The following is a 15,802-nucleotide window of genomic DNA, read 5'->3' as shown; positions in this document are numbered from 1 at the left end:
GGCCCTTTTCAGAGTGTTTGAGGATGACGCGGGAAAGCGTCAGCCGTCAGCATCGAACGCGTTGATGAGATGGCGCGGCCAGCGACCAGGTGCAAGGAAAATCACATCGAAGCGGCAGGTCTTTTCCGCTTCACGCGGGTGGCGCGCAAGCCAATGCTCCGCGGCGCGGACGATGCGCGATGTGTTTACCGCTTCGAGAGCGTCAGCCTCGAGGCTGTGATGGGCGCGGGTTTTGACCTCGATGAAGGCGATGGTGCCGTTGCGTTCGACGACGAGGTCGATTTCACCGATGGGGGTTTTATAGCGGCGGTGGCGGATGCGGTAGAATTTTGCCTGCAGGAAAAGCGCTGCCAGCGCTTCGCCGCGCTGGCCACCGCGCTCAGCAATTTGCCTTTTATTGCTGGGCCTTGAGGGCGAGCGCGGCATCGTAGACCTCTTTGCGTTTCAGGCCATAGCGCGCGGCGATTTCATCGACGGCGCTGCGCATGGGTTGATCGGCCATGGCCTCCGAGAGAGCTGCCTGCCAGTCTTCGGCGGCGGGGGCGCTGGGTTCGGCGGCGCCGGCAACGACGATGACGGCTTCGCCTTTGGTTTCTTCGCTACCGAACTTTTCGGCGAGTTCGGAAAGCGACCCGCGAAAAGTGCGTTCGAAGCGCTTGGTGAGTTCGAGGGAAACGGCGGCCTGGCGATCACCGAAAACCTCGGCCATGGCGGCGAGCGTGTCGTCGAGGCGGCGGGGGGATTCGTAGAAGACCAGTGTTTCACGTGAATCCACCAGCTTTGCCAAGGCATTAGCGCGAGCGCCGGCTTTGTTGGGGAGGAAGCCGTGAAAGGCGAAGGCGTCTGTGGGGAGGCCGGCGACGACGAGAGCCGAGAGCAAAGCGGAGGCGCCGGGGATGGGGAAGACGGGGAGGTTGGCTTCGGCCAGGGCGCGAATGAGGGGGAAGCCGGGATCGGAAAGAAGGGGGGTGCCGGCGTCGGAAATCAGGGCGATGGCTTCGCCCGCGGCGATGCGGGAGACGATTTCCTCGGCGCGGGCGCGCTCGTTATGTTCATGTAATGCCTGGCGTTTTCCGCGGATGCCGTAGTGGTCGAGGAGTTTTGCGGAGGTTCTGGTATCTTCGCAAAGGACAATGCTGGCCGCGGCGAGGGTTTCTAGGGCGCGGACAGTGATGTCGCGCAGGTTGCCGATGGGGGTCGAGACGACATAGAGGCCGGCGGCAAGTGGCGGGGCGCTAAAGGGCGAGCCGGCAATGAAATATTCCGTATTTTTGTCCATCGCGCCGGAAGCTCCTCGGGGTTGAGACTTGCTTAACGAAATGGGGGGAGTTTGTTAACAGACTGTGAGCATCTCGGACCTCTTTCATGGCTTTAGGTCACACAAGTGCCAAATGGCGGCGCGGCGCCTTGGCGCTCACGCTGGGTGTGGTTCTGGCGTCCTGCGCGCCCGGCAGTTTTCAGATCGGGTCGCGCACTTTGGGCTGGGGAGAGCCGGCCGCAAATGTCAGGGGCGGGAATAGCGGCGGGACGCTGACGCCGATGCCGCAATCGGGTGGCGAGGTGTTTGGGCGCGGGCCCGTGTCGGTGGCGCTGCTGTTGCCGCTTTCGGGGGATCAGTCCCTCGCGGCGGTGGGAACATCGCTCGCCAATGCTTCGAAGCTGGCGGTTGCCTTCATCGAAGCCAATCCAAACATAGCCGAAAATATCACGATCACGCTGCGCGATACCGGGGATAGTCCGGCTGGGGCCATCAACGCCGCCAATGCGGCGGTGGCGGGTGGGGCGAAACTGATTCTGGGGCCGCTTAGGGGTGATCAGGTGGCGGCCGTGGCCAATGTGGCGCGGGGCGCCGGGGTGCCGCTGATCGGGTTTTCGAACAATCCAAGTACGGCCGGGCAGGGGGTGTATCTCCTATCCGTGTTGCCGGACATGGAGATGAAGCGCGCCCTTACTTACGTGAAGGCGCAGGGGCGGCGCGGGTTGGCCGGGGCCTTTCCGGCGACGCCTTATGGCGAGGCGCTGGCGACGGCGTTTCGGCAGCAGGCTGTTGCGGCAGGGTTTGGAGCGCCTGATGTTTACACATTTTCTGGACCGGGTGAGGCGGCGCAGATCGTGGCGCAGGCCAAGCAACAGATCGACCGAGGCATGATCGATGCGTTTTTCATTCCCGAGCGGGCGAGTGCGCCGGCATTTGCTGCGGCGCTGGCTGGTTCCGGGGTGACGGGGGAGGCGGTGCAGATTGTCGGGTCGGCGGATTGGGCAGGGGATGCCACGATCAATGCGACGCCGGGGCTGGCGGGGGCGATTTATCCGGCGGTTGATGAGGCCGGGTTCAACGCGATTGCCGGGGATTATCAGGCCAGGTTCGGTTCGCGGCCGCCTCCGCTGGCGACGATTGCCTATACGGCGACGATTCTGGCCAATGTGAACACGCTGTCGATGGCGAGCCCGCCCTATAACCCAGCGCTGCTCACCAGCGCTTCGGGGTTCAATGGCCGGGACGGGGCGTTCAGGTTTTTGGGGAATGGCCGCGCGGAATATGCGCTGGTGGTGAAGAAGGTTGGGTCTGGTGGGGCGACCACGGTGGATGGGGCGAAGCTCTGACTGCTCGTTCCTCTGCGGAGGCCCGGCCATTTGAGCTTAGCTCAAATGGCTTTCTCGGCTCAAATCATGCCACCGGCATGATTTGCCCTGCGGGACGCCTCGAAACCCCTCACCCTGCAATTTTGCTGAACGCAAAAGTTGCTGTCCCTCTCCCTCAAGGGGCGAGGGGTGGTCCGGCGCACTGGGAGGCACCGTGCCCCTTCTCCCCGATGGGGAGAAGGATAGATCCGTGCTTGCGTCTTGTTCCTTTCCCCATTGGGGAGAGGGTGGATCGCCCGAAGGGAGAGACGGGTGAGGGGAGGCCTCTTTAAGCCGCCAGATCCGCCACCACGGCGTCGAGCACCGGAAAGCCCTTCTCGGTGACGCGGATATTGCCGTTGGGGAGGGTTTCGACAAAACCATAGCCCTTGAGCGCTTCGATCTGTTTTTCGGCGATGGTGCGGCCGGAAATGGACATGAAGCGGCTGGGGGAAATGCCTTCTTTCAGACGCAGGCCCATGACGAGGTATTCGTCGCCCTGTTCTTCCCAGGTGAGGACGTCGTCGGTGGTCATGCCGTGGCCGAACTCGTTGACGAGTTTGAGCCAGTCGAAGGGCATTTTTTCGGTGGCGGTGGCGTGGCGCTGGTGATTGAGCAAGAGGCGCCCATGGGCGCCGGGGCCGATGCCGGCATATTCGCCATAGCGCCAATAGAGCATGTTGTGGCGGCTTTCCTGGCCGGGAACGGCGTGATTGGAAATTTCATAGGCCGGCATGCCAGCGGCGGCGGTCAATTCCTGCGTGAGCTCATAAAAATCGGCGCCGAGATCTTCGTTCGGCATTTGCAGCTTGCCGGCATTGAAGAGATCAAAGTAGCGCGTGCCCTGCTCGATGGTGAGCTGGTAGAGGCTCAAGTGCCCGCGGGCGAGCCAGATGGCTTCTTTCAATTCGTCCTCCCAATCCTCAAGCGTTTGCTTGGGGCGGGCGTAGATGAGATCGAAACTGGACCGCTCAAAGACGGACTGGGCGATGCGGACGGCGGCGACGGCTTCTTCGACGGTATGGCGGCGGCCGAGTTCGGCCAGGGGGCCGGGACGCAGCGACTGGACGCCGAGCGAGACGCGATTGATGCCGGCAGTGCGGAAACCCCGGAAACGGTCGACTTCGACCGAGGTCGGGTTGGCTTCGAGGGTGATTTCGGCGTTGCTGTCGATCTGCCAATGGCTGGCGATGGTGTCGAGAATGGTGCCGACGGCCTTTGGCGACATCAGCGAGGGCGTGCCACCGCCAAAAAAGATCGATTGCACGAGGCGGCCCGGCGAAAGGCTCGCCATGTGGGCGATCTCTTTCTTGTAGCCGTCCACATAGGCGTCTTCATCGAAGGGGCCGCGATGGACGTGCGAATTGAAATCGCAATAGGGGCATTTGGAGGCGCAGAACGGCCAATGCACGTAGACGCCGAACAGGTCGTTGGGATTGCTCATGCGGGGCACCTGTGGCTGGACGAAGAACCCCCACCCAACCTCCCCCTGGAAGGGGGAGGGGTCGCGGCGGTGTTTTTGGCGGAGATTGAGAGCAAAACCGGGACTGCTCCTCCCCCTAGGAGGGGGAGGTTGGTTGGGGGGTGCAGCGATGAAGCGGCGAAGCCCTCAGCCTTCAATCTGGTTCTCCACGAATTGGGCAAAGGCGCGGGCGCGGTGGGAGAGGCCCTGCTGACCTGGGGCCCAAGCGTGTTTGGCTTCGGCGGCCATTTCGCCAAAGGTCTGCTCGTGACCTTCGGGCTGGAACATGGGGTCGTAGCCATGGCCCACGCTGCCGCGGGGCGGCCAGATCAGGGTGCCATCGCACTTGCCGACGAACAGCATGTCGCGGCCATCGGGATGGGCGAGGCAGAGGGTGGCGTTAAACGAGGCCTGGCGTTTTTCGGGCGTGGTGGCGCCTTTGGCCTGCAGCTCGTTTTCAACGCGCTGCATGGCGAAATTGAAATCGCGCGGCACGCCGGCCCAATCGGCGGTGTAGACGCCGGGCTGGCCATCGAGCGCATCGACACAAAGCCCGCTATCGTCGGAGAGGGCGAGCATGTTTGCTGCCTTGGCCGAGGCATGGGCTTTGGTGCGGGCGTTTTCCGCAAAAGTGGTGCCGTTTTCTTCGGGTTCGGGCAGGCCGAGCTCGCCGGCAGAGACGAGCTCAAGGCCGAAGGGGGCGAAAAGCTCCTGGAATTCTTTCAGCTTTCCCGCGTTGTGGGTGGCGAGAACGAGGCGATCACCACGGCGGAGTTTTGGAATCGTGGTCATTTGGACTCCAGCGCGCGTTGGATGTCGTTCCAGATGGCGCAAGTGCCGGCCTGGAAAGCACCCTCACCCGTCTCGCGCTTTGCGCGATCCACCCTCTCCCCGAGGGGGAGAGGAATAGAGGCGAATGCCGAACCGTTCTTCTCCCTCTTGGGGGGAAGTTGGCCAGAAGGGCCAGAGGAGGGCTTCTTGAAAATCGAGAAAATCATGCGGAAAGCGCGGCCTTCTGCAGGTCGGTCAATTCGGCAATGCCCTGGCCGGCCAGGGTCATCAGCGCTTCGAGCTCGGTGCGGTCAAACGGGGCGCCTTCGGCGGTGCCCTGGATTTCGACGAATTTGCCGCTGCCGGTCATGACGAAATTGGCGTCGGTTTCGGCTTCCACGTCTTCGAGATAGTCGAGATCGAGGAGGGGGGTGCCGCGATAGATGCCGCAGGAGACGGCGGCGACGCTATCTTTGAGCACTGGGCCCTTGGTCAATTTGCGCTCTTCGAGCCATTTTATGGCATCGGCCAGCGCGATATAGGCGCCGGTGATCGAGGCGGTGCGGGTGCCGCCATCGGCTTCGAGCACGTCGCAATCGAGCGTGATCTGGGATTCGCCGAGCGCGGTCAGATCGACCACAGCACGGAGCGAGCGGCCGATGAGGCGCTGAATTTCCTGCGTGCGGCCGGACTGTTTTCCGGCGGTGGCTTCGCGGCGGGTGCGGGTATTGGTGGCGCGGGGGAGCATGCCATATTCGGCGGTGACCCAGCCCTGGCCCTTGCCGCGCAGCCAGCCGGGAAGGCTGGTTTCAACTGACGCAGTGACCAGCACTTTTGTATTGCCGAAAGCGACGAGGCAGGAGCCTTCGGCTTTCATGGCGACATTGCGCTCGATGGTGACAGCCCGCATCTGATTGGGGGCGCGTCCGGAAGGCCGCATAAGGCTCGTCTCTTTTGCTGTTTACCGCCTCTTAACCTTCCTCGCCCTTCCGAACAAGCGCTCCAGAGCTTGGTGGCCTTGCACTGAACGCTTAAATGAGGGAGCAAGGTTAAAGCCGATCATTTGAATCAAAGCGACCCATGGTCCGTCCACCCGACGATTTCCTCAATGTTCTGAATGATCGCAGCCAGGACATCTTCCGGCGGCTGGTGGAACGCTATCTCGACACCGGCCTGCCGGTGGGGTCGCGCGATCTTTCGCGGCTTTTGCAGACCGAACTCTCTCCAGCCTCGGTGCGCAATGTGATGGCGGATCTCGAGGATCTCGGCCTGATTGCGGCGCCGCATACCTCGGCCGGTCGCCAGCCGACGCAGCAGGGGCTGCGGTTTTTCGTCGATTCCATGCTCGAAGTCGGTGCGGTCAATGAAAGCGAGAAGCGCAGCATTGCCCAGCATATCGAGGGGCCGGCAGGCAGGCGGCAGGTGGATGATCTGCTCACTGAAGCGAGTTCGCTGCTCTCTGGCTTGAGCCAGGGCGCGGGGCTGGTGATCGCCACCAAGGCCGACATGGTACTGCGGCATGTGGAATTCGTGCGGCTCGACAATTCACGCGCCATGGCAGTGCTGGTGGGCGACGATGGGCAGGTGGAGAACCGCATTCTCGATCTGCCGCCGGGTTTTACGGTTTCGGCGCTGCAGCAGGCCAGCAATTATTTAGCCAACTATGTTGTGGGGCGAACGCTGGCGGAGGCGCGCAAGGCACTGGACGAGCGGCGTTTGGAGCAGCGGGCCGAGCTTGACGAATTGACGCAAAAACTTGTCGACGACGGGATTGCAACGCTGGTGCAGGATAGTCCGGCAGCGGCGCCGCGCGTGATCGTGCGGGGGCGGGCGAACCTGCTCAACGACACGATGGCGAGCGATGAACTGGAGCGCATGCGCCAACTGTTCGATGAGCTCGAAAGCAAAGACGGATTGCTGGAGCTGCTCGGCGATGCGGAAAAGGCGCAGGGGGTGCGGATTTTCATCGGCTCGGAAAACAAGCTGTTTTCCCTGTCCGGGTCTTCGGTGATTCTCTCGCCCTATAAGGATGCCAATGACAAGGTTGTCGGCGTGCTTGGGGTGATCGGGCCGACGCGGCTCAACTATGCGCGCATCGTGCCGGTGGTGGATTATACCGCCAATGTGCTCACAAGGCTGATGGCACGCAAACGCGGCTGAAGCGTTCAACTATTGAAAAAGACGCCGCCTTGGCCGATATGCGGGGCGAAACTTTTATTACTGAGGTCCACGGAGACATGATGAGCGACGAGAACGCCGCCCAGGGCGAAACGCCGGAGACCGAAATTCCGGCCACCGAAACGCCGGAGGTCGATCCTGTCGAGGCCCTGCTCGCGGAAAATGCCGAGCTGAAGGACCGTGTGCTGCGCACGCATGCCGAGATGGAAAATCTCAGGAAGCGCACCGAGCGCGATGTTGCCGACACGCGCTCCTATGCCATTGCCGGCTTTGCGCGCGACATGCTGAGCGCCACCGATGCGCTGAGCCGCGCGCTGCTGGTGATCCCCGAGGAAACGCGGGCGAGCGCAGAAGGTGCGCTCAAGAGCCTCATTGAAGGGCTGGAACTGGCCGAGCGCGAAATGCAGCGCCTTCTCGGCAAGCATGGCGTCAAGCCGATCGAGGCGGCGGGGCAGAAGTTTGATCCGAACAAGCATCAGGCCATGTTTGAAGTGCCGAACCCGAGCGTGCCGGAAGGGACGGTTGTGCAGGTGGTGCAAGAGGGTTTTGCCATTGGCGATCGCGTGTTGCGGCCCGCCATGGTGGGTGTCGCCAAGGGCGGCGGGGCTGGGGCGCCGGCCGAGGGCGTGGATAAGAACGTCTGATTTTTTGGGTTTTTGGATTTTGGAAGGGGCGTCTTTTGGGGCGCCCTTTTTGTTTGTCCAAAAAACCTCATCCTGAGGCGCTTTGCGGAGCAAAGCCTCGACGGGCGAGGTTGAGCGAGTGGAGGCCCCGTGCCACGCCCTCGTGGTTCGAGGCCCCGGGTCAAGCCCGGGGCACCTCACCATGAGGGCTTAGAGGACGGGCTGCTGGGTCGGCCCGTTGGGCCGCGCCCTAGCCTAGTATCTCGCGGCTCATGATGCGCTCGACGCCGGCTTCCTTCATATCTTCCCAAGCTTTTTCCAATGAACCGTTCGAATCGATAGCGCGGGTGGCGTCTTCGATGACGGTGACGTCAAAGCCGGCGGCGGCGCCGTCGAGGGCGGTCCAGGCGACGCAGAAATCGGTGGCGAGACCCACGATGAAGAGGCGGCCGGCTTCGCGTTCGTTGAGATAGCCGGCAAGGCCGGTCAGGGTTTCGCGGTCGGCTTCCTGGAAGCCGGAATAGGAATCGATCGCGCGGTTGTAGCCCTTGCGGATGACAAGTTGGCCGTGAGGGATGTCCAAATCGGAAGAGAGTTCAGCGCCACGAGTGGCCCAGACGCAGTGGTCGGGCCAGAGGACTTGCGTGCCGTAGTCGAGTTCGACGGTTTCGTAAGGCGCCTTGCCGGCGTGTTGGCTCGCAAAGGAAACGTGGTCTGCCGGGTGCCAGTCCTGGGTGAAGACGACGTTTTTGAACTTTTTGGCGAGCGCATTGATCAGAGGCACGATTTCGTCGCCGCCCGATACGGCCAGATTGCCGCCGGGCAGGAAGTCATATTGCACATCGACGACGACGAGCACGTCTTCGGGGCCGATATTTATGGTCATCAGGCGGCTCTCTCCGGTTGTAAAAGCTCGGCGCGGATGAGGCCGCGCACGGAATTGCCGAGGAAGATTGCATCGGCGGAGTGCAGATCGGCAAGCGTGAGAATGGTTTCTTGCGCCTTGCCGGTTTCGATGAGTTCGGCGCGGAGGGTGCCGGGGAGGAGGCCGGAGGACAGGGCGGGGGTGAGAAGTTTTCCATCGCGCTCGATGAAAATGTTGGTGATCGAGCCTTCGGTCAATTCCCCGCGCTCGTTGAGGAAGAGGACTTCGTCGACGCCGTGCTCATCATGCGCCTTGATCCGGGGAGAATCGTAAAAAGCGCGGTTGGTGGTTTTGTGGGCGAGCCAGACCGACCGCGAATCAAGGGTTTCCGCGGCGATGATGAAGCGGAATTTTTCGGGGTTCGGCGGCAGGGGGACGGCGGTCACCTCGATACCCGTTTCCGAAAGGGTGAGGCGGACGCGCATGGGGGCGGTCCAGGTTTGGCTTTCGGAAAGGAGGCGCGTCGTGGCTTCGGCTGCGTCGGCGGGAAGGCCGAAATAGGCGGCAGATGACAGAAGCCGGGCGAGGTGGCGGCCGAGGAGGACGAAACCTTCGGTGGGCGACCATTTCATGGTTTCGATCAGGGTGACTGGCGGGGCGGGATCGCTGAGGAAGCGGAGTTTTAAAAGGGCCTCGTCGTATTCGGACTTTGCTTCGCTATCGGCGACGATGCCGCCGCCTATGCCGATACTGCCATTGCCCGCCGAATCGATGATGGCGGTGCGGATGGCGACGTTGAAGGCAAAGTCTCCATTGGGGGCTATATAGCCGATGGAGCCGGTATAGAGGCCGCGGGGTTTTGCCTCGACCTCGTGGATGATCTCCATGGCGCGCAGTTTTGGGGCGCCGGTGATCGATCCGCAGGGGAAGAGGTTTTCCAATATGTCCAGCATGGTGACCTCGGGGCGGCGCTTTGCCGTGATACCCGAGGTCATGGTGTGGAGGGTGGAATAGGTTTCCACCGTGAAGAGGTCGGTCACCTTTACCGAGCCGATTTCGGCGATGCGGCCGAGATCGTTGCGCAGGAGATCGACGATCATCAGGTTTTCGGCACGGTTCTTTTCGTCATGGGCAAGGGTTTTGCGGTCGGCGGCATCCTGTGATGCCAGAGGCGCGCGGGGCATGGTGCCCTTCATCGGGCGGGCGGACAGGGTGTCGCCGGTGCCTGCGATAAAGAGTTCGGGGGATCGGGACAGAACAAAATGATCGCCGGCATTGATATAGGCGCCATAAGCGGTTCTTTGAGCCTGGGCGAGGCGACGATAGAGGCCGAGGGGATCGCCGGAAAGCGTGAAGCTCGCCTTGAAGGTGAGGTTGACCTGATAGGTGTCGCCGGCCGCGATGTAGTTTTTTACGGTATCGAAGGCAGAGGCGTAATCGGCAAAGCTTATCGTGGGCGCCAGGTTTTGGGCGGTGCCATCCGGCGCCTCGGGGAGACCAGCGAAGGGTTTTGGGCCGTCGTAGAGGCCGAACCAGAGGAGGGGTGTCTTGCCTGGCTGGGGCAGGTGTTTTGCCAAACGCTCTTCGAACAGAAAGCCCAGCTCATAGGCAAAATAGCCGGCGGCCCAGAGGCCATCTTTTCCGGCCTCGGCAATGCGCTTGAGGGCGGCGCGGGCGGACGGCGCGTCATAGGCACGCAGCACCTCTTTGGGATCAGCAAAAAGGTGGCTCTGGCCATCGGGATTGAGATTGTCGTGCAGGAGCACGGTGCCGGGCGTGAACATGGCAGGGTTCTATACGCCGCACCAATTCTTCGGAAGCGCAGATCGCGCCATGAACAGGGATTCCCGCTTTCGCGGGAATGACGCCGAGACTGGAGGAACGCCTCTTGGCGGAAAAATTGCGGCGTGGCAGATAATGGCCGTCCGGGCGCGATGTGCGACCGGTTGAGGGCAATTCCAAATGAAGACCGAACTGCTGGGCGCGCTTGCCGCCCTGGCGCTTGTGGCTGGCATCGCGCCGGCCGCGGCGCAGACTGTCGAGTTCACGCTGATCAACGAGAGCTCGCAGGCGCTGCATTATTTTTATACCTCCCCCAGCAATGACAATAACTGGGGCCATGACCTGCTCGGGGACACGGGCACGCTGGAATCGGGCTATAATGGCACCGTGACCATTGGCGATGGCTCGGAAGAGTGCGTCTATGACTTCAAATTCGTGATGGATAGCGGCGCGGAACTGATCGAGCCGGCAATCGATATCTGCGAACTCGGTTCCTACACGATCACCGACTGACCGGAGACGGCGCTGCCTGGCCTGCCGGGCGGCGCCTTTTCTTTCCGGCAAAGACATTTCGGGGCTTTTCTGGGCCTGCCCACGCTTGAAGCCCAAAGCGCACCCCCCTATATACGCCCCGAGGCCCCGAACAGGGGCAAATCAACCTACGAGGGACCAGGCCCCTTTGGGGCACAGAGGCTGCTTTGCAAAAAGGGTCTCGCTAGATGGTTCGCTATAAAGAGAGGCTAGTTTTATGGCAAAAGTCATTGGTATCGACCTCGGTACAACCAATAGCTGCGTCGCCGTCATGGACGGCAGCAATCCCAAAGTTATCGAAAATGCCGAAGGCGCACGGACGACCCCGTCCATGGTCGCTTTCTCCAAGGATGGCGAGCGCCTCGTTGGCCAGCCGGCCAAGCGCCAGGCTGTGACCAACCCCGAAGGCACGCTGTTTGCGGTAAAACGCCTGATCGGCCGTCGTTATGATGACAAGGTCGTGGCCAAGGACAAGAACCTCGTCCCCTTCAAGATCGTGTCCGCCGACAATGGCGACGCATGGGTTGAAGCCTCGGGCGACAAGTTCTCGCCGAGCCAGGTCTCGGCGATGATCCTCCAGAAGATGAAGGAAACCGCCGAAGCCTATCTCGGCGAGACCGTCACTCAGGCCGTGATCACCGTTCCGGCTTACTTCAACGATTCCCAGCGCCAGGCCACCAAGGATGCGGGCAAGATTGCCGGCCTTGAAGTTCTGCGCATCATCAACGAGCCGACGGCAGCAGCGCTGGCCTACGGTCTCGACAAGAAGAATTCGGGCACCATCGCGGTCTATGACCTTGGCGGCGGTACCTTTGACGTGTCGATCCTCGAAATCGGCGATGGCGTCTTCGAAGTGAAGTCGACCAATGGCGACACCTTCCTCGGTGGCGAAGACTTTGACATGCGCCTCGTCGATTATCTCGCCGACGAATTCAAGAAAGAGCAGGGCATCGACCTGCGCAATGACAAGCTCGCTCTGCAGCGCCTCAAGGAAGCTGCGGAAAAGGCCAAGATCGAACTTTCTTCTTCGACCCAGACCGAAATCAACCTGCCCTTTATTACGGCAGATGCTTCGGGCCCAAAACACCTGACGCTGAAGCTTTCGCGTTCAAAGCTCGAATCGCTGGTCGACGACCTGATCCAGCGCACCATCGAGCCGTGCAAGCAGGCCATGAAGGATGCCGGCATTTCCGCAAGCCAGATCGACGAAGTCGTTCTCGTTGGCGGCATGAGCCGTATGCCCAAGGTCCAGGAAGCGGTCAAGCAGCTGTTCGGCAAGGAACCCCACAAGGGCGTTAACCCCGATGAAGTCGTGGCGCTCGGCGCGGCGATCCAGGGCGGCGTCCTGCAGGGCGACGTCAAGGACGTGCTGCTGCTCGACGTGACCCCGCTTAGCCTCGGCATCGAAACCCTTGGTGGCGTCTTTACGCGCCTCATCGATCGTAACACGACCATTCCGACCAAGAAGAGCCAGACCTTCTCGACCGCTGAAGACAATCAGTCGGCAGTGACAATCCGGGTCTTCCAGGGCGAACGCGAAATGGCGGCCGACAACAAGCTCTTGGGTAATTTCGACCTTGCCGGCATTCCGCCCGCACCGCGCGGCGTGCCGCAGATCGAAGTCACCTTCGACATCGACGCCAACGGCCTCGTGAACGTGTCCGCCAAGGACAAGGGCACCGGCAAGGAGCAGCAGATCCGCATCCAGGCCTCGGGTGGTCTCAGCGACGCCGACATCGAAAAGATGGTCAAGGACGCCGAAGCCAATGCCGACGCCGACAAGCGCAAGCGCGAAGCGGTGGAAGCCAGGAACCAGGCCGAATCGCTGGTTCACTCGACCGAAAAGTCGCTGAAGGACTATGGCGACAAGGTTTCGGCCGAGGACAAGGGCGCCATCGAAAGCGCGATTGCCGACCTCAAGACGGTCATCGATGGCGACGACGCCGAAGCGATCAAGGAAAAGACCTCGGCGCTGGCCGAGGCTTCGATGAAGCTTGGCGAAGCCATGTACAAGGCCAGCCAGGCGGAAGCCGAAGCCAAGGCCAATGGCACCCGCGATGAGGACGACGAAGACGATGTCGTCGACGCCGACTTCGAAGAGGTCAGGGACGACGACAAGAAGTAATTTTTGTCAGTCTTTTGAATTGGGGCTCGGTGGCGACACCGGGCCCTTTTTGTTTGCTTGAGCGATCCCCTTCATCCGGCGCTGCGCGCCACCTTCTCCCCGATGGGGAGAAGAATAGATCGGCGATCGCCTCTTGTTCCTCGCCCCCTCGGGGAGAAGGTGGATCGCCCGCAGGGCGAGACGGGTGAGGGGGTGTTCCACGTGAATCACGGAAGTTGTGTCAGCAAAGTTGCCCCTTCGGCACTCTCTTGCTAAAGCACTTTTAACACGGCTCCGTCCCTTGCCGGCCCCAGACCCCTTGCGGGTTGTGGGGTCGATTGCCATCTAGGGACGGAATGACAGACTTTAAGCGGGGCGCGATCTCAGGCGCGACCGGCTGTTTCGGAGAAGATTTTTGGCCAAACGCGATTTTTACGAAGTGCTCGGCTGCCAGAAGGGCGCCGACGAGGCGGCTCTGAAAAGCGCCTATCGCAAACTCGCCATGCAGTTCCACCCGGACCGCAATCCCGGCAATGCCGAGGCCGAGAACAAGTTCAAGGAAATCAACGAGGCCTACGATACGCTCAAGGACGGCCAGAAGCGCGCCGCCTATGACCGGTTTGGCCATGCGGCCTTCGAACAGGGCGGCGGGCGCGCCGGGGGCGGCTTTGGGCCCGAATTCACCTCGTCCATGTCCGATATCTTTGAAGACATTTTTGGCGACTTCATGGGCGGCGGCGGCCGTCGCGGTGGCGGCGGTGGGGCGTCAAAACTGCGCGGCTCGGACCTGCGCTATAATCTTGAAATCGCGCTCGAAGAGAGTTTTGAAGGCCGCACCGTCGAAATCGACGTACCGACGCTCGTCGGTTGCGACACCTGCGAAGGGTCGGGCGCCAAGCCGGGGACCGGCACCCATACCTGCCGGCAGTGCAATGGCCATGGCAAGGTGCGTGCTGCCCAGGGCTTTTTCACCATCGAACGCACGTGCCCGGTCTGCCAGGGCCGCGGCCAGATGATGGACCAGCCCTGCACCGATTGCGGCGGCCAGGGGCGCCGGCAGGAAAACCGCAAACTGTCCGTCGATATTCCCAAGGGGATTGAGGACGGGACGCGCATTCGCCTTGCCAATGAGGGCGAGGCCGGGGTGCGGGGCGGCCCGCCGGGCGATCTTTATATTTTCATCTCGATCAGGCCGCATGACCTGTTCCAGCGCGATGGTGCGGACCTTTATGCGCGCGTGCCGATTTCCATGACTACGGCGGCTTTGGGCGGGGAATTCGAAGTGCCGACGCTCGATAGCGCGCGGGCCAAGGTGAAGGTACCGACCGGCACGCAACCGGGGCAGCGCGTGCGCCTCAAAGGCAAGGGCATGCCGGTCTTGCGTTCGAAGGATGTCGGCGATCTCTATGTGCAGCTCGATATCGAGACGCCGCAAAATCTTTCCAAGCGTCAGCGCGAACTGCTGGAGGAATTTGCGGAACTCGAGACCAAGGACACGAGCCCGGAATCGGGTGGGTTTTTCGACAAATTGAAGAAGATGTTCGAGGCTTGAGGCCGTAAGGAAATCGCCCCTGTGGGGCGATTTTAGGCCTCAAAGCCATGAGAGCTATGCTCGAATGGCTGGTGATAAATCCCCGCGCGAGCGGGGATTTTTGTTTTGGTCCTTGAGCCCTCATGGTGAGGTGCTTTGCTTTGGCAAAGCCTCGAACCACGGGGGCGGGCGAGTGGAGGCGTCGTGCCACGCCCTCGTGGTTCGAGGCTGCGCTACGCTGCGCACCTCACCATGAGGGCTACTGGGGCATGCCGGACATATCCATCCAGACATATTCCCAGACGTGGCCATCGATGTCGGCGACGGCGCGGGAATACATGAAGCCCATATCTTGGGCGGGGCGGAATTCCTTGCCGCCGGCCTTGAGGCCAGCATCGGCGATGGCATCCACGGCCTCGCGGCTGTCGCGGGAGAGAGCGTAAAGCGCCTGCGCGCCCGCTTTGGCGTCGGGGATCGGCAGCGGGGAAAATTCCTTGAACTTTTCGTGGGTGAGGACCATCACGAAAATCGTCTCGGAGATGACGATGCAGGCGGCAGTTTCGTCGGTGAACTGGGGATTGTGGCTGAAACCCAGCGCCTTGTAATAGGCCATGGAGGCGGGGAGGTCGGCGATGGGGAGGTTGACGAAAATCATCGGGTTCATGGTTCGCTCCAATGGTTAGGTATTTTCTTAAGTAATGAGAGATTGCCTTGTTCGAGTCAATCTTCTTGCCTTCGACGGACGAGCCAAGCCATTTTCGACAACCAATATAATTTTGGAGACAACATGAAGACGGCGCTCACCCTTTCGGGGTCCATTCGCAAGGGCTCTTACAATCGTGTCCTTCAGCGGCATATGGGCCGGGCGCTCAGCGCGGCGGGGGTCGAGGTCACCGAGATTGATCTCGGTGATTTTCCCATGCCGATCTTCAATGAAGACCTTGAGGCGGATTCGGTGCCCGAGGCGGCGGTAAAGCTGGCCGAGATGTGGCGGAGCCACGACATCGTCTTCATCGCCACGCCCGAATATAATGGCGGGGTGTCGCCGCTGATCGTCAACACCATCACCTGGCTCAGCCGGCAAAAGCCGAGCCCGTTCCGCCATGCCGTATTCGGTATCGGCGGGATCAGCTCGGGCAAATATGGGACCATCTGGAGCCTCAGCCACCTGCGCGATTCTCTATCCAAGGTGGGGGCGCTGGTGGTGCCGACGCTGCTCGGCGTGGGGCCGGCGGAAGAGGCGCTGGATGCGGCTGGTAATCCGGTCGAGCCGGCGATCATCCGCAAGGTCGAGCAGATGGTGCATGAACTGACGCATTTTTCGCGGGGGTAG

General features: G+C 61.5%; 15 protein-coding genes. 7 read left to right on the top strand and 8 right to left on the bottom strand.

Features of this window, described 5'->3' with window-relative positions; translation table 11 throughout:
* Positions 1 to 39 precede the first annotated feature (39 nt).
* Positions 40 to 426: a YraN family protein gene (locus ASD83_RS19290; RefSeq protein ID WP_056314011.1), complete on the bottom strand. Its 387-nt coding sequence runs from the start codon at positions 424 to 426 to the stop codon at positions 40 to 42.
* Positions 395 to 1,279 (bottom strand): 16S rRNA (cytidine(1402)-2'-O)-methyltransferase, encoded by an 885-nt coding sequence (gene rsmI / locus ASD83_RS19285; RefSeq protein WP_056314009.1) that lies wholly within the window; start codon positions 1,277 to 1,279, stop codon positions 395 to 397. Before rsmI ends, ASD83_RS19290 begins: the two co-directional genes overlap by 32 nt.
* 86 nt (positions 1,280 to 1,365) lie before the next feature.
* On the opposite strand from rsmI, the gene ASD83_RS19280 reads away from it, so the two are divergent.
* Positions 1,366 to 2,604 (top strand): penicillin-binding protein activator, encoded by a 1,239-nt coding sequence (locus ASD83_RS19280; RefSeq protein ID WP_156386054.1) that lies wholly within the window; start codon positions 1,366 to 1,368, stop codon positions 2,602 to 2,604.
* Between the two features lie 307 nt (positions 2,605 to 2,911).
* On the opposite strand, the gene hemW is transcribed toward ASD83_RS19280, so the two are convergent.
* The 3 genes from hemW to rph form a co-directional block, all read right to left on the bottom strand.
* Positions 2,912 to 4,066, bottom strand: a complete 1,155-nt coding sequence (gene hemW, locus ASD83_RS19275) for a radical SAM family heme chaperone HemW (protein WP_056314005.1) — start codon at positions 4,064 to 4,066, stop codon at positions 2,912 to 2,914.
* A gap of 165 nt (positions 4,067 to 4,231) precedes the next feature.
* Positions 4,232 to 4,876 carry an RdgB/HAM1 family non-canonical purine NTP pyrophosphatase gene (gene rdgB / locus ASD83_RS19270; RefSeq protein ID WP_056314003.1) on the bottom strand — a complete coding sequence of 215 codons (645 nt, stop codon included), beginning with the start codon at positions 4,874 to 4,876 and terminating at the stop codon, positions 4,232 to 4,234.
* Positions 4,877 to 5,078: 202 nt separating this feature from the next.
* The gene (gene rph / locus ASD83_RS19260) at positions 5,079 to 5,795 is read right to left on the bottom strand and encodes a ribonuclease PH (protein WP_056314000.1); all 717 of its coding nucleotides are present in this window, start codon (positions 5,793 to 5,795) and stop codon (positions 5,079 to 5,081) included.
* A gap of 140 nt (positions 5,796 to 5,935) precedes the next feature.
* Between rph and hrcA the strand changes: the two genes are divergently transcribed.
* Together hrcA and grpE are read left to right on the top strand one after the other, a co-directional pair.
* Entirely contained in the window at positions 5,936 to 7,015 is a 1,080-nt protein-coding gene (hrcA, locus tag ASD83_RS19255; protein WP_056313998.1) for a heat-inducible transcriptional repressor HrcA, read from the top strand.
* 77 nt (positions 7,016 to 7,092) lie between these two features.
* On the top strand, positions 7,093 to 7,677 hold the full coding sequence (grpE, locus tag ASD83_RS19250) for a nucleotide exchange factor GrpE (RefSeq protein ID WP_200946538.1): 585 nt from the start codon (positions 7,093 to 7,095) through the stop codon (positions 7,675 to 7,677).
* A 229-nt stretch (positions 7,678 to 7,906) separates the two neighbouring features.
* On the opposite strand, the gene pncA is transcribed toward grpE, so the two are convergent.
* Positions 7,907 to 8,542 (bottom strand): bifunctional nicotinamidase/pyrazinamidase, encoded by a 636-nt coding sequence (pncA, locus tag ASD83_RS19245; RefSeq protein WP_056313996.1) that lies wholly within the window; start codon positions 8,540 to 8,542, stop codon positions 7,907 to 7,909.
* Positions 8,542 to 10,305 carry an aminodeoxychorismate synthase component I gene (pabB, locus tag ASD83_RS19240; RefSeq protein ID WP_056313995.1) on the bottom strand — a complete coding sequence of 588 codons (1,764 nt, stop codon included), beginning with the start codon at positions 10,303 to 10,305 and terminating at the stop codon, positions 8,542 to 8,544. The genes pncA and pabB overlap by 1 nt, the downstream gene beginning before the upstream one ends.
* Positions 10,306 to 10,483: 178 nt before the next feature.
* Between pabB and ASD83_RS19235 the strand changes: the two genes are divergently transcribed.
* From ASD83_RS19235 to dnaJ, 3 genes are all read left to right on the top strand, one after another.
* Positions 10,484 to 10,816 (top strand): hypothetical protein, encoded by a 333-nt coding sequence (locus tag ASD83_RS19235; protein ID WP_056313992.1) that lies wholly within the window; start codon positions 10,484 to 10,486, stop codon positions 10,814 to 10,816.
* Positions 10,817 to 11,051: 235 nt separating this feature from the next.
* Positions 11,052 to 12,959 (top strand): molecular chaperone DnaK, encoded by a 1,908-nt coding sequence (gene dnaK, locus ASD83_RS19230; RefSeq protein ID WP_056313991.1) that lies wholly within the window; start codon positions 11,052 to 11,054, stop codon positions 12,957 to 12,959.
* Positions 12,960 to 13,353: 394 nt separating this feature from the next.
* A complete protein-coding gene (gene dnaJ, locus ASD83_RS19225) occupies positions 13,354 to 14,490 on the top strand; it encodes a molecular chaperone DnaJ (protein WP_056313989.1) in 1,137 nt (378 codons plus the stop codon).
* A 238-nt stretch (positions 14,491 to 14,728) separates the two neighbouring features.
* Here dnaJ and ASD83_RS19220 read toward each other — a convergent pair whose 3' ends face one another.
* Entirely contained in the window at positions 14,729 to 15,133 is a 405-nt protein-coding gene (locus ASD83_RS19220) for a VOC family protein (protein ID WP_056313988.1), read from the bottom strand.
* 123 nt (positions 15,134 to 15,256) lie between these two features.
* Between ASD83_RS19220 and ASD83_RS19215 the strand changes: the two genes are divergently transcribed.
* Positions 15,257 to 15,802: an NADPH-dependent FMN reductase gene (locus tag ASD83_RS19215; protein ID WP_056313986.1), complete on the top strand. Its 546-nt coding sequence runs from the start codon at positions 15,257 to 15,259 to the stop codon at positions 15,800 to 15,802.

The sequence above is a fragment of the Devosia sp. Root685 genome, from assembly GCF_001427875.1.
GTDB lineage: Bacteria > Pseudomonadota > Alphaproteobacteria > Rhizobiales > Devosiaceae > Devosia.
Note: the sequence above shows the minus strand (reverse complement) of the source record. Positions and strands in the feature narration are given on the sequence as shown.